This window comes from Kitasatospora sp. NPDC092039, assembly GCF_044756065.1.
In the GTDB taxonomy this organism is placed as follows: Bacteria; Actinomycetota; Actinomycetes; order Streptomycetales; family Streptomycetaceae; genus Kitasatospora.
In genome coordinates this window covers 127,355-140,755 of sequence record NZ_JBIVSD010000007.1, presented here as the reverse complement: position 1 = coordinate 140,755, position 13,401 = coordinate 127,355, and the positions used below count along the sequence as shown (strand labels likewise).

The 13,401-nt window shown below is 75.1% G+C and carries 12 protein-coding genes; 5 read left to right on the top strand and 7 right to left on the bottom strand.

Annotated features, from left to right (window positions below; all coding sequences use genetic code 11):
• Positions 1 to 67: 67 nt before the first annotated feature.
• Positions 68 to 901 carry a helical backbone metal receptor gene (locus ACIQI7_RS16470; RefSeq protein ID WP_401110037.1) on the bottom strand — a complete coding sequence of 278 codons (834 nt, stop codon included), beginning with the start codon at positions 899 to 901 and terminating at the stop codon, positions 68 to 70.
• Positions 902 to 1,130: 229 nt separating this feature from the next.
• Between ACIQI7_RS16470 and ACIQI7_RS16465 the strand changes: the two genes are divergently transcribed.
• From ACIQI7_RS16465 to ACIQI7_RS16455, 3 genes are read left to right on the top strand one after another with little or no spacing between them, the layout of a single operon-like run.
• Positions 1,131 to 2,231 carry an ABC transporter substrate-binding protein gene (locus tag ACIQI7_RS16465; RefSeq protein WP_401110034.1) on the top strand — a complete coding sequence of 367 codons (1,101 nt, stop codon included), beginning with the start codon at positions 1,131 to 1,133 and terminating at the stop codon, positions 2,229 to 2,231.
• Positions 2,232 to 2,234: 3 nt separating this feature from the next.
• Complete coding sequence (locus tag ACIQI7_RS16460; protein ID WP_401110032.1) at positions 2,235 to 3,323, top strand: FecCD family ABC transporter permease; 1,089 nt, start codon at positions 2,235 to 2,237, stop codon at positions 3,321 to 3,323.
• Positions 3,320 to 4,135: an ABC transporter ATP-binding protein gene (locus ACIQI7_RS16455; protein ID WP_401110030.1), complete on the top strand. Its 816-nt coding sequence runs from the start codon at positions 3,320 to 3,322 to the stop codon at positions 4,133 to 4,135. The genes ACIQI7_RS16460 and ACIQI7_RS16455 overlap by 4 nt, the downstream gene beginning before the upstream one ends.
• A 73-nt stretch (positions 4,136 to 4,208) precedes the next feature.
• Here ACIQI7_RS16455 and ACIQI7_RS16450 read toward each other — a convergent pair whose 3' ends face one another.
• The 4 genes from ACIQI7_RS16450 to ACIQI7_RS16435 form a co-directional block, all read right to left on the bottom strand.
• Complete coding sequence (locus ACIQI7_RS16450) at positions 4,209 to 5,210, bottom strand: L-tyrosine/L-tryptophan isonitrile synthase family protein (protein ID WP_401110028.1); 1,002 nt, start codon at positions 5,208 to 5,210, stop codon at positions 4,209 to 4,211.
• Positions 5,211 to 5,347: 137 nt separating this feature from the next.
• On the bottom strand, positions 5,348 to 6,679 hold the full coding sequence (locus ACIQI7_RS16445; RefSeq protein ID WP_401110024.1) for a cytochrome P450: 1,332 nt from the start codon (positions 6,677 to 6,679) through the stop codon (positions 5,348 to 5,350).
• A 34-nt stretch (positions 6,680 to 6,713) separates the two neighbouring features.
• Positions 6,714 to 8,087 carry an MFS transporter gene (locus ACIQI7_RS16440; RefSeq protein WP_401110021.1) on the bottom strand — a complete coding sequence of 458 codons (1,374 nt, stop codon included), beginning with the start codon at positions 8,085 to 8,087 and terminating at the stop codon, positions 6,714 to 6,716.
• A gap of 320 nt (positions 8,088 to 8,407) precedes the next feature.
• Complete coding sequence (locus ACIQI7_RS16435; protein WP_401110018.1) at positions 8,408 to 8,971, bottom strand: sigma-70 family RNA polymerase sigma factor; 564 nt, start codon at positions 8,969 to 8,971, stop codon at positions 8,408 to 8,410.
• A 55-nt stretch (positions 8,972 to 9,026) separates the two neighbouring features.
• On the opposite strand from ACIQI7_RS16435, the gene ACIQI7_RS16430 reads away from it, so the two are divergent.
• Positions 9,027 to 9,293, top strand: coding sequence for a zf-HC2 domain-containing protein (locus ACIQI7_RS16430; RefSeq protein ID WP_401110016.1), 267 nt, complete (start codon positions 9,027 to 9,029; stop codon positions 9,291 to 9,293).
• 316 nt (positions 9,294 to 9,609) lie between these two features.
• Here the strand turns inward: ACIQI7_RS16430 and ACIQI7_RS16425 are convergent, their stop codons facing one another.
• Complete coding sequence (locus ACIQI7_RS16425; RefSeq protein WP_401110014.1) at positions 9,610 to 10,533, bottom strand: hypothetical protein; 924 nt, start codon at positions 10,531 to 10,533, stop codon at positions 9,610 to 9,612.
• Between the two features lie 738 nt (positions 10,534 to 11,271).
• Here ACIQI7_RS16425 and ACIQI7_RS16420 point away from each other — a divergent pair.
• Positions 11,272 to 12,492: a cytochrome P450 gene (locus ACIQI7_RS16420; protein WP_401110493.1), complete on the top strand. Its 1,221-nt coding sequence runs from the start codon at positions 11,272 to 11,274 to the stop codon at positions 12,490 to 12,492.
• A 187-nt stretch (positions 12,493 to 12,679) separates the two neighbouring features.
• Here the strand turns inward: ACIQI7_RS16420 and ACIQI7_RS16415 are convergent, their stop codons facing one another.
• Positions 12,680 to 13,390 (bottom strand): N-acyl homoserine lactonase family protein, encoded by a 711-nt coding sequence (locus tag ACIQI7_RS16415; RefSeq protein ID WP_401110010.1) that lies wholly within the window; start codon positions 13,388 to 13,390, stop codon positions 12,680 to 12,682.
• Positions 13,391 to 13,401: the final 11 nt, after the last annotated feature.

Genomic DNA, 13,401 nt, shown 5'->3' with positions numbered 1-13,401 from the left:
CCCTTTCGTGTTCGGCGCCGGGTGCGTGCCGGGGGCGCCACGACGGGCCTGGCGATCGGCAGTCGTCCTACGAGGCGCCCGTACCTCCCGGACCGAACGGGTGGTGGAGGGCCTGCCGCAGCACGGCGGGGGCGGTGACCAGCGACGGTCCGTACCAGGTCAGGTGTCGTCCGCTGACCAGCGCCGCCGGTGTGCCGGGGAACGCCTCCGGGCCGTCCTCGGCGGTGAAGCGGTAGGGCTCGTCCGGCAGGACCACCAACTCCGGTCGGCAGGCGAGCAGTTCGGGCAGCGGGACGGCCGGGTAGCGCTCGGGGTGGTCGGCGTGGACGAGCCGCAGGCCCAGACGGCGCAGCAGGTCCCCGGCGAAGGTGTCGCGGCCGAGGACCATCCACGGGCGGCGCCAGATCGGCACGACGGTCCGCGGGCCGTCGGGCTCCGCAGGACTGTCGCCGCTCCCGGCGCCAGTCCCGGCGCCGCTCCAGGCCGCCTCCGCCTCGTCCAGCCACGCCGGCCGGGGCAGCCCGCAGGCCCTGGTCAGCAGCCGGTCCAGGGAGCGGAAGGCGTCGTCCAGGGTGCGGATGTCGGTGACCCAGACCGGGACGCCGGCCGCCCGCAGCGCGTTCAGGTCGGGGCGCCGGTTCTCCTCCTCGTTGGCGAGGACGAGGTCCGGCGCGAGCGCGAGGATGCCGGGGACGTCCGGGTTCTTGGTGCCGCCGATCCGGGTGACGGACAGGTCGGCGGGGTGGCTGCACCAGTCGGTGGCGCCGACCAGCAGTCCGGGTGCGGTGGCGGCGACGGCCTCGGTCAGCGACGGCACCAGCGAGACCACCCGGCGGGGCGGGCGCGGCCCGAGCCGGACGGGGAGGTCGAGGTCGTCGTGCGGGGCGGTGGGGTCGGCCATCCGGCCAGCCTACGTCCCGGGCCTCGGCGCCGTACGAACCCGCGTACGTACGAACCCGCGTGCGCACGAGCCCGCAGGCGCACCGGCCGCGACCGGTCGCGAATCGCGGGAACCCATCGCCCGGGCCGGCCGACTACCTGGTCCGGGTCCGCAGTACGGGCCCTCGGCACGGCCATCCACCACCGTCACCGAGCACCACCCAGCACCACCACCGACCAGGAGAGTTGTCATGCGCCCTCGCGTCGTCTGCGGAATCGCGGCCGCTGTCGCCCTGTTCGCCACGGCCTGCGGAAGCGGGACCGAGGGCGGGCCGAACGCCTCCGTCACCGTCCAGGCCGGCCCGGGCGGTGGGTTCCCCGTCAAGGTCGCCGACTGCGCGGGCAAGGAGACCACCATCGCCAAGGCGCCCGCCAGGATCGTCACCAGCAACGCCTCCAGCCTGGAGCTGCTGCTCCGACTCGGCGCGGGGGAGCGGGTGATCGGCACCGGCTTCCCGCCCGGCAAGGGCACCCTGCCCGCGGCCCTCGCCGAGCAGGGCGCCAAGGTGCCGGCGCTCGGGGACAAGGGCATACCCAAGGAGAAGCTGCTCGGCTCCGGCGCCGACCTCTACGTGGACACCTTCGGCGCGATGCCGATGATGGGCGGCGGCGCCACCGGGCCGAGCGAGGAGGAGTTCGCGGCGGCCGGCATCCAGCACGTCTACCTGCTCTCCACCGCCTGCGCCGGGACGCCGAAGGCCGCCAAGGCGCCGCGCACCGACCTCGCCGGGATCGAGGAGGACGTCCGCCGGCTCGGCGCCGTCACCGGCACCGCCGCCCGGGCCGAGGAACTCGTCGCCGGGATGGAGAAGCAGCTCGGCGAGGTCCGCACCGCGCTCGCCGCCGTGCCGGAGGGGCAGCGGCCGAGCTACTTCGTCTTCGACTTCGACGCCGGGACCAAGCAGCCGGTGGCGGTCTGCGGACGGCAGGTCGCCAACGCCGTGATCAGCCAGGCCGGGGCGCGCAACGTGTTCGCCGACTGCGACGCCGACTTCAAGCCCGGTTCCTGGGAGGACGTCGTCGCGAAGGACCCGGACTGGATCCAGCTGGCCGTACGCAACCGGGGCAGCGAGGAGGCCACCCGCAAGGCCTTCGACGAGGCCGAGGCCTTCCTGAAGGGCTTCCCCGCGACCCAGGGCCTGAAGGCCGTCCGGGAAGGGCACTTCGTCCGGCTCGGCTCCGAGGCGACCACCATCGCGGGGGTGCGCAACGCCGACGCCGTCCGGCAGATCGCCGCCACCGTCCATCCGGACCTGGTCAAGGGCGCCGACCCCGCCAAGAACGGTCGGTAGCCGGTGACTTCGGCCATCGCCCACAAGGAGCACGGCGAAGCCCGCCCGGCCCGCACCCTGCGGGCCGGGCCGCTGGCCGTCGTCCTCGTCGCCGCCCTGGTGCTCGCGCTGACCGCCGCCGTCTCGCTCGGCTCGGTGGACGTCCCGCCCAGCGAGGTCTGGTCGGTGGTCGCCCGCCGGCTCACCGGCCGGGCCGCCGAACCCGGCACCCGCGACCTCATCGTCTGGCAACTGCGCGTCCCGCGCGCCCTGTTGGCGGCAGTGGTGGGCGCAGGACTCGGCCTGGTCGGCACCGCCGTGCAGGCCCTCGTCCGCAACCCGCTCGCCGACCCCTACCTGCTCGGCATCTCCTCCGGCGCCTCGCTCGGCGCGGTCGCCACCATCGTCCTCGGCACCACCCTCGGACTCGAGCTCTCCTTCGGCAGCGCGCTCGGCCTCACCGTCTCCCTGGCGGCGTTCGCCGGCGCGCTCGCCGCGTTCTCGCTGGTCTGGCTGATGGCCCGGCGCGGCGGCGGCTTCTCCCCGCTGCGCCTCGTCCTCGCGGGCATCGGCATCGCCCAGTTCCTCGGCGGCATCACCAGCTACCTGGTCCTGCAGACCCGCGACGAACAGCAGACCAGGGGCGTGCTGTTCTGGCTGATGGGCAGCCTCGGCGGCGCCGTCTGGGCCCAACTCGCCGTCCCCGCCGTCGCGGTGGCGCTCGGACTGGCCCTGCTCCAGGCCCGCGCCCGAGGACTCAACGCGATGCTGATGGGCGACGAGACGGCCGCCGGGCTCGGCGTGGACGTCGCCCGGCTGCGCCGCGAGGTCTTCGTCGTCACCAGTGTGCTCACCGGGGTGCTGGTCGCCGTCTCCGGGGCGATCGGCTTCGTCGGGCTGATGGTGCCGCACGTGTGCCGGCTGCTGGTCGGCGCCGACCACCGGCGGCTGCTGCCGCTGTCCGCGCTCACCGGGGCACTGCTGCTGGTCGTCGTCGACACCGTGGCCCGCACCGCCCTGGACGGCCAGGAACTGCCGATCGGCGTGGTCACCGCCGTCCTCGGCGCCCCCACCCTGCTCTACCTGCTGGACCGACGACTGGAGCGCAGTTGAGGATCGCCGTCGAGGACCTGAGTGTCGCCCTGGCCGGCCGGACGGTGCTGGCCGGGGCCAACCTGCTCGTCGAGGAGGGGGAGATCGCCGGACTGGTCGGGCCGAACGGCAGTGGCAAGTCCAGCCTGCTGCGCACCGTCTACCGGCACCTGCGGCCGAGCGCCGGCCGGGTGCTGCTGGCCGGACGGGACCTGGCGCAGCTGCGGCCGGCGCAGTCCGCCCGGCACATCGGGGCACTGCCCCAGGAGCGCGGCGGCGACTTCGAGTTGAGCGTCCGCGAGGTGGTCGCGATGGGCCGCACGCCCTACAAGCGGGCGTTCGCGGCCGATGACGCCGAGGACCACCGGATCACCGCCGAGGCGCTGGACCGGGTCGGCATGTCCGGGGCCGCCGACCGCCGGTTCGCCCAACTGTCCGGTGGCGAACGGCAACGGGTGCTGCTGGCCCGGGCGCTCGCCCAGCAGCCGGACGTCCTGGTCCTGGACGAGCCGACCAACCACCTGGACGTCCGGCACCAGGTCGAACTGCTCGCCCTGCTCCGCGAGCAGCGCCGCACCACCCTGGTGGCCCTGCACGACCTCAACGCCGCCGCCTCGGTCTGCGACCGCCTGCACGTCCTGCACGACGGCTCCCTGGTGGCCTCCGGTACGCCGCGCGAGGTGCTGACCGCCGACCTGCTGGCCGAGGTCTTCGGCGTACGGGCGGCAGTGGTCGAACACCCGCTCACCGGCGACCCGTTGATCGCCTTCGACCACCGCGCCCCGGCAGCGGTGCAGGCCGTCGCACCCGGTTCGGCCGCGCCGGGGCGGTAGTTCGCCCGGGCTCCCGTCCCGGACGAGTGGCTTCGAGCTCACCCGGTCGTGAACCGTGTCGCCAGCCGCCAGGTCAGAGCATCTGGCGGCTCTCGTAGTGGCTCGGCCGGCCGTCCCGCAGGACCAGCCGACCGAGCCGTGCGGCCTCCTCGCTGCGCAGCAACTCCCAGCCGCCGTCGGTTCGGTGGATGACCGCCGAGTGCCAGGGCGTGGTCCAGGCGTCGGCTGCCGCCAGCAGCCGGATGCCGAACTTGGACGCTCCGGCGGGCTGCGGGTGGATGGAGAGCCGGACGGCGCGCGGGTGGTGCTCGGCGATCAACTCGCCCCAGGCGCGGCTGCGCTGGATCACGCCGTAGGCGCGACGGCGGCACTCCCGCTGGAGGGCGGAGCGGGTGCCGGGGAAGCCGACGGCGTCCTCGGTGAGGAAGCGGGTGATGCCCCGGTAGAGCCGCAGCGTCCCCTCCTCGGTCAGCACCTCTTCGCGCAACTCCTCGACGCTCGGCGCGTACCGGGCGTGCACCCGGGCACGCTTCTCGTCGTACGGGAGGTCGCCGAGGACGGCCCGCAGGTCGAAGGTGTCGAGGCGGGTCAGGCCCTCGCGGGCGATCATGGCGGTCAGGGCGTCCGAGTAGGCGTCTATGTGGTCGTCCGGGACGTCGATCAGGTCTCCGAAGATGTGCCCGTCCGAGCAGATCAGGATGCGGGCGCCGGGTGCGTGCAGTCGGCCGATCTCGGCGCAGAGCCCGTCGAGGAAGGTCAGCGACAGCCGTTCGCCCTCGTCCGGCAGGTGGCCGAGTACCTTCGCCGGATTCGGCGACTTGCAGGGGAAGCCGGGCAGCGTCAGGACGATCGGTTCGCCGGCCGCGATGAAGTCCGCCAACCGGGCCAGCTGGAGCGGGAAGTGCTCCGGGCGGGCGTCGAAGTCCGGGTCCGCGGCGCGGCGGTGCGGCAGCAGCAGGCCCAGCACGCGGGCGGCGAGTCGCTCGGCAGAGGGGCGGTCCTTGAGGGCGGGGGCGACGGTGGCGGTGATGGCGGCGGGGCTGGTGACGGCAGGGGCGGTGCCGACGGGCGGCATGGCGGGTCCTCCACGGAAGGTCGTGCGGTACGGCTTGCGGGCTGGGCTGGGCTGGAGCTGGGGCTGGGGCTGGGGCTGGGTTTGACGGGTGTCGGGCTGCGGGCGGGCGGTGCCGGGCGGTGCCTCGGCGCCGGGGGTCAGTGGCGGCGGTCGTAGGCGACCGGCAGCCGGTTTACCCCGCGCGCCAGGACGGCGGGGATCCAGGCCAGGTCCGCCAGGCCGTCGCCGGGCGCCTCGGCCGGGCGCAGGCCGGTCAGCCGGCCGAGCAGGGTGGCGAGGGCGACCTGCAGTTCCGCCCGGGCCAGCGCGGCGCCGGGGCAGTAGTGGACGCCGTGGCCGAAGGCCAGGTGGGCGTTGGGAGAGCGGTCGAGGTCGAGGCGGTCGGGATCGAGGAACTGCGCTTCGTCGCGGTTGGCGGCGCAGAGGGAGACGATCACGGAGTCGCCGGCCGGGACGGCGGTGCCGAACAGGTCGCTGTCCTCGGCGAAGAACCGCCAGGTGGTGAGCTCGAACGCGGCGTCGTGGCGCAGCAGTTCCTCCACCGCGCGGGCGAGCCGGTCGGGCTCGTCGAGGCCCTCGCGGAGCCGGGCGAGCTGTTCGGGGTGGCGCAGCAGGGTGACCAGCATGGTGGTGATCTGGTTGGTGACCGGCTCCTGCCCGGCGACCAGCAGCTGGAACACCATCGAGTCGAGCTCCGCGCGGCTCAACTCCCCTGCGTCGTGGGCCGCGACGAGGCGGCCCAGCAGGTCCTCCCGGGCCGCCCAGCCCGGTTCCCGGCAGTCGGCGCGCTTGCGGGCGACGACATCGGCGATGTACGTCTGGAGGCCGCGCAGCCGTGCCTCGTACGCCGGACGCCCGGGGTCCTGCGGCCCGACCGGCTGGACCACCTTGCCCCAGTCCCGGTCGAATCGCTCCGCCAACTCGGGCGGAAGGCCGATGACTTCGGCGAGCACCCGGAAGGGGTAGTGGGCCGCGAAGCCGGCCACCAGGTCCGCACCGCCGGACTCCGGCAGCTCGTCCACCAGCGCGTCGGCCAGTTCCCGGAACCGGGGGCGCAGCGACTCCACCCGGCGCGGGGCGAACGCGTCCAGGACGAGCCGGCGCATCGAGGTGTGCTTGGGCGGGTCCTGGTGGAGCAGGTGGACCTGGAGCCGGGAGTGCTGCGGCTCGGGCATGATCGACGCGCGTCGGCGCCAGTTGTCGTTGCCCAGCGCGTGGTTCTTGCCGAGCCGGGGGTCGTTGAGCGCGGCGTGGGCGGCCCGGTAGCCGGTGACCAGCCAGGCGTGGATGCCGCTCGGGAACTCCACCCGGTGCACCGGCCCGGCCTCGCGCATCCGCCGGTAGAGCGGGTACGGGTCGCTCTTGTACGCCGGGCCGTGCAGCGGGACGGGGGAGGGGAGCCGGTCGTACCCGTACGGGCAGTGCGGGGCGTCGTCGGTGGCGCCCGGGCCGGGGATGGTGTCGGTCATCTGAGGAGGTCCTTCGGTACGGGTGTTGCGGGGCTCAGGGCGTGGGGCGGCGGTGCAGGGCGAGCAGGGCGACGGCGGTGGCCGCGACCAGGGCGGCCAGGGTGATGCCGGCGCGGGTCCCGGCGGTGCCACCGGCCCCGGCGAGCGAGGCGGCGGTGGCGAGGGCGGGGCCGAGCGCGAAACCGAGGCTGCGGGCGAGCTGGACGGCGGACCCGGCGGTGGCGAGCTTTCCGGGCGGGGAGGTGGACATCACCAGCGCCTGGGTGGGGCCGCCGTTGAGGCCCATCCCGGCGCCGGCGAGGGCGAGTCGCGCGGCGATGTCGAGGGCGGACCAGCCGGTGTCCAGCGGGACGAGCAGGGCCAGGCCGAGGGTGGTGACGGCGGCACCGGTGAGCGCGGTCGGCCGGGCGCCCCAGCGGTCGGCCAGCCGGCCGCCGACCCGGCCGGCCAGCACCATGCCGAGCGGGAACGCCAGCATGGTGAGCGCGGTCGCGGTGGCGCTCTCGCCCCGGGGGCCGCGCAGGTACTGGGCGAGCAGGTAGTGGCAGGCCGCGAAGCCGGCGGCGAGCGCCAGCACCGAGGCGTTGGCCCCGGCCGTCCCGGCGGCCCGCAGCACCTCGGCCACCGGCCGGCCGCCCGGGCGACGCAGCCAGTGCAGCACCAGCGGTACGGCGGGCAGTGCCAGCAGCAGCCACAGCGGCGCCTGCGGGGCGAGGGTGAGTCCGAGCAGCGTGGCGGCCACGGCGGCGCCGATCAGCGCGGCGTCGCCGAGCGAGGACCGGTCGGGCGGCCGCAGCCCGCCCCGGTGCGGGGCGTGGCGCCGCACGATCAGGACGGCGGCCAGGCAGACCGGCAGCTTGACGAGGAAGATCGCCCGCCAGCCCAGGTGGTCCAGCAGCAGGCCGCCGATCACCGGCCCGGTGACGGCGCCGAGTGGGCCGAGCGTCGCGGGCACGCTCATCGCCCGGCCGCGCAGCTCGGGCCGGACGGAGGTCGCGGCCAGCACCGGCATCAGGACGAAGAGCACGGCCCCGAAGGCGCCTTGGAACAGCCGGGCCGCGATCAGCCAACCGGCCCACGGGGCGCAGGCGGCCAGCGCGCTGCACAGGGCGAAGCAGCTGACCGCGAACAGCAGGGCCGAACGGGTGCCGACCTGGTCCAGCCACCGCCCGGCGGGCAACAGCAGGGCGACGAGCGGGAGTTGGTAGCCGAGCGCGGCCCACTGGGCGATCCCGGGGGAGACGTGCAGGCCGGCCGAGATGTCAGTGAGCGCGAGGTTGACCACGTTCATGTCGAGCATTGCGACGAACGACAGCAGGCCGGCGGCCACGACCAGGCTCCAGCGGTCGACCGGTTGGACCTGGCGATCAGTCAGGTATCGGGAGGCCGGGGTCGGTTGCACTGTCATGAAGTCCCTCCGTCTCCCGTGCTGCCGGACCGGACGCCGCCTCGGCGGCGGGGTCCGGTACAGCAGTCGGGCGTGCGGGGGCTCCGGTTCCGAACACCTGGGGGATTTCTTTCCCTCGGGGTGGTGTGCGTGCGATGGGGGTGGGATGCGGCGGCACGCGGGGTGCCTGTGGCGAACAGCCGACAGCCGACAGCCGACAGATGACAGCCGACAGATGGCAACTTTCAGCGAACAGATAACAGATTTCGAAATCTGTTATCTGTTCGCCGTCGATCGTCAGCTGTCGGCTGTCCGTTGTCGGTCTCCGCCCCGCCCGCTGCTCAGCAGGCGGGGGCGAGCGCTTCGGCCTCGGCGGCGCGCAGACGTGCCACCAGCTCCTCCCGCGCCCGGGCGACCCGGGAGCGGACGGTCCCGACCGGGCAGCCGGCGACCTCGGCCGCCTCGGCGTAGCTCAGACCGACCACCTGGGTCAGCACGAAGGCCTCCCGTCGCTGGGCGGGCACCCGGTCGAGCAGGTCGTCGAGCGCGATGCCGTCCTCGAACCCGGCCGTCGGTGCTCCGCCCTGGCGCTCCGCCGCCTCCTGCCAGTCCGGCAGCGCGGCGCAGCGCGGCCGGGCGGCGGCCATCCGGTACCGGTCGATCACCGTGCGCCGGGCGATCGACAGCAGCCAGGTGCGGGCCGAGGAGCGCCCGGCGAACGCGGGCAGGCCGCGCAGGGCGCGCAGGAAGGTCTCCTGGGCGAGGTCGTCGGCGGACTGCACGTCGGTCAGGTGGGCGACGAAGCGCCAGACGTCCCGCTGGGTCGCCCGGACGAAGGCCTCGACGTCGGCCGTCCGTCCGGAGCGGGCGGTCAGCGCCAGCGCGGTGAGCTGTTCGTCATCCACGGCGGCCTCCCACCCGGCTGGTCCCGGCACAACGCGCGTGCAGGACGATGGTCGTATGAGATGCGCACAGTTCCGTATCGCCCTGTCCGCCCGGCTCGACGGCGAACCGAGCGGCCTGCCGGAGGTCCGGCTGGACAAGCACGTCGCGCGCTGCGCCGGCTGCCGGGACTGGCTGGCCCGCGCGGAACAGCTGCGCGGCCGGGTTCGGGCGGGCGCCGCGGACGGGCCGTCGCCGGAGTGGTCGGCCCGACTGCTGGCCGGGTTGGGCCAGGACAGGCCGGGAGAGGGCGCTCCGGACGGCCCGCAGACCGTCGAGCGGTAGGCCCGGCAGGGGCGCGCCGAGGAGCGGATGCGGTGGGACGGGGGCGCCGGCCGGAGCCGGTGCGCCGTCGAAATCAGACATGGGAAGGTCCCGAGGGGAAGGCGGGGAGCGGCACCGCGCAGAGCGGCGCCGTCGGCGTCCATGGGCAACCGCGCGCGGCACGCCGGACCCCTGGGGAAGCGCGGCGGCGGACGCGGGCCCGCACCCTGACGACACGACGGCGCGGGGCGCGGCCGTACGGCAGGGCGACCTGCCCGTCGCGAGCGTCCCGGCGACCGGAGGGCGGCCGGGGTGAGGAAAGGGGGCGGCGGGCGCGTCAGCAGGCGAGGGCGAACGCCGGCGGCCCGCGCCGGACCAGGGCATGCGTCAGCAGCACCGAGCGCGGCGGCCGGGCCCGGTCGTCAGCGGGGCGGGGCGGCGCCGGGGCCCGGTAGCCGAAGGGGTGCGCGAACAGCGCCAGCAGCGGGAGCAGCAGGGCCCCCGCCACCACCGAGCCGAGCGCGCCGAGCAGCTCGAAGAGCCGGACGAGCGCCGCGTCGCCGCGCCAGAGCAGGAGCGCGCACGCCAGCGCGGCGAGCACGTGGGCGGCGGTCATCCCGGGCGACATGCCGTGGGGCATCCCGTGCGCCATGTCGTGCGCCGGTCCGCTCACCAGGTCCTGCGCCCCGCCGTACGACCCGGCGCCGTGGAACGTCCCGTCGGGCATCACGTGCGGCCCGGTGGACATCCCCGTCATCCCGGTCGCACCGGTCGTCCCGGGCAGTCCCGGATCCAGGGCCGTCGCCCCCGAGGTCGCGTGGTGCGTTCCCGCCGTCGGCCGCAGGCTGCCGCCGGCCGGCGGGACGTCCGGGTCGATGCCCGCCATCCGCGCCAGTTCGACCGGGGAGAGTCCGCCGGGTGCCCGGTCCGGGTTGCAGAGCAGCAGGGCCGCCCAGTCCGTGGAGGTGATCCGGCCGAGGCCGCCGCCTCCTCGGGACAACGCCCCGGCCTGCTCGAACAGCTGGTGCGACGCGGTCTGCGCCACCACCATCCAGAGGCTGGTCACCCCGAGTCCGCGCTGCTTCCCGGCGAGCAGCCAGGTCAGTCCGAGGACGGCCCCGAACGCGCCGACCAGCACCGTCGGTGACACCCCGGACCCGGCCATGGCGACGTGCGCGGCGGCGGCAGTCGCCACGCACAGCGCGGCGAAGACCACGGCGCGCAGCAGGCGGATCCGGTCGGTCATCACGATGGCACTCATCGTCGCACCCACCCCGCCGGACCCGGACCGCACCCTCCGGTGATGGCCGGTTCTGTGCCGTGAGACCATGCCCGGCCGCCCGCCCCCAGGCCGCCGGATCGCCGCCCGGTCCGGCCCCTCGGCCTGGCCTATTCACCCGGCACGCCGAACCGAACAACCGCTCGTACGACCATCGGGGCGGTTTGACAGCGCGCATCCGATGCTCACTTAATGTGCACCACCCCATACGGTGCGTATCGGGATGATGCCGTTCAGAAGCAGGGAGGTCCGGCCTTGGAGACCCCGACGGATACCTCGGCGCCCATTGCCGACAGTGCCGAGTCCGCTGCCCCCACGGAGCCGACCGTCCCGCAGCAGGCCACGGCCCCGGGACGGGCGGTGGTCAAGGCCAAGGTCAAGGCCAAGGCTGCCGCCGCCGAGCAGGCCGAAGCCGCCGAAGCCGCCGAGGCCGATGAACCCGCCGGACTGGCCGAGGCTGCAGCAGCCACCAAGCCGGCCGAGGCCGATGAATCGGCCGAGTCCACCGAGTCCACCGAGTCCACGGAGCAGGTCGACTCAGCCGAAGCCGCCGAGCCGGCAGCGGCCACCGAGCCGGCCGAAGCCGCCGACCAGGCCGACTCACCCCAGACCACCGACCCCGCCGACGCGGCCGACCCCGCCGACCCCGCCGACGCGGCAGAGCCCGCAGAGCCCGCAGAAGCCGCCGAGCCCTCCGCCGCCACGCCCCCGAGCGCCGACCTGGCCGACCTCGCCGACCCCGGCTTCTGGAAGCTGCCCGCCCCCGCCCGCGTCGCCGCCTTCGCCGAACTGCGCCGCCGCCCGGGCCCGGTGTTCTTCGGCGACCGTGCCACCGGCCGGGGCTTCCACGCCCTGGTCCGCCACGCCGACGTGGTGGAGGCCAGCCGCAACCCCGCCGTCTTCCTCAGCGGGCCCGGCGTGACCACCCCCGCCCCGGCCCGCTGGGTCCGGCTGGCGTTCGGCGACTCGATGGTCAACCTGGACGACCCCCGCCACGCCCAGCTGCGCCGGATCGTCTCGCGGGCGTTCACCCCGCGGCTGCTCGACCGGGTCGAGGAGGACGTCCGGCGGATCAGCACCGAGCTGGTCGACCGGATCGAGCGGGAGCGGCCGGAGGACTTCGTGACCGCGGTCGCCGCCGAGCTCCCGTTCCAGGTGATCTGCACCATGATGGGCATCCCGGAGGGGCCGCGCCGCACCATCCTGGACCTGGTCAACCGCAGTTCCGAGGACATCGGCGTGGCCCGCCCGCTGCGCCGTCGCCTCCGGGCGCCCGGGCGCGGGCTGCGGGCGCTCGCCCGGATGCAGGGCATCGTCGCCGGGATCGGCCGCCGGCGCCGTCGCCGACCGGAGGAGGACCTGATCTCCGCGCTGGTGACCGCCGACGTGGACGGCCGCCGGCTCACCGGGCGCGAGCTGGGCGCCTTCTTCAGCCTGCTGCTGGTCGCCGGGGTCGAGACCACCCGCAACGCGCTGGCCCACGGCCTGCACCTGCTGACCGTCCACCCCGAGCAGCGCGCCCTGCTGCTCGAAGACCTCGACGGGCGGCTCGGCGGTGCGGTGGACGAGATGATCCGCCACGCCACGCCGATCATCCAGTTCAACCGGACCCTCGCCGTCGACCACGAGCTGGGCGGCTCCGGCGGGACACTGCTGCGCGCGGGCGAGAAGGTCGCGCTGTTCTACGGCTCCGCCAACCGCGACGAGGAGGTCTTCCCCGACCCGGACGCCTTCGACATCACCCGCACGCCCAACCCCCACCTCGGTTTCGGCGGGGGCGGCCCGCACTACTGCCTCGGCGCGCACCTGGCCCGGCAGGAGATGACGGCGCTCTTCCACGAGCTGCTCACCCGCCTGCCCGAAGCGCGGTCGGTCGGCGAGCCGCAGCTCGTCCCGTCCAGCTTCGACCACCGGGTCCGCTCGCTGCGCTTCACCTTCTGAACCTGCTGAGAGGCCTGAACCTCCCGAGAAGCGTGGACCTCCCGAGAAGCGTGGACCTCCCGAGAAGCGTGGACCTCCCGAGAAGCGTGGACCTCCCGAGAAGCGTGGACCTCCCGAGAAGCCTGGACAGCCCGGGAGGTCCGCACCCCCGCGGAGCCGGCCCCCTGAGCGGCCACGGCTTCCGCCGCTACCAGTCGCCCGCCTCCCACACCGCGTGGTCGTGTGCGAACAGCACCCGGTGCGGGCCGTGCTCCGCCACCCGGTCGAGCCAGGGCCGGTACCCGGGCAGCGGCGGGTCCACGCCCTCGCGGGCCGCCCGTCGGGCGAGCAGCGCCTGCCCGTACTCGGAGGCGAAGTCGTACGCCTGCCCGGCCAGCAGGACCGGCGCGCCGCCCGGGCGGTCGACCAGCAGCGACTGGTGGCCCGCGGTGTGGCCGGGGGTGGGCAGCACCCGCACGCCCGGCCACACCTCGGCCTCGCCGTCGAGTTCGCGGTACTCGGCGCCGGGGAAGTCGACCAGCGCGTCGATGGTGTACCCGCCGCGCCGGGCGGTGGCCAGCTCCTCCGCCTGGACCACGACGGTCGTGCCGGCGAACAGCGGGTTGCCGCCGCAGTGATCGAAGTGCAGGTGGCAGTTGACCACCAGGTCGATGTCGGCGACGGCCACCCCGGCGGCGGCGAGCGCCTCCGGCAGCGGCCGGCGGACCGGGCGGTAGTGGACCTCGGTCTCCGGCTCGCCGCCGCCGATCCCGGTGTCGAACAGCAGCAGCCCCTCCGGACGCCGGACCAGGTACGCGAGCACCGGCTCCACGCGCGGCTCCGGGCCGCCCACCTCGCCGGCCGGCCGGACGAAGTACCCCAGGTCGAGACGGCGGATCACGCGCAATTCAGCCCCCATGTCGCAGTGCG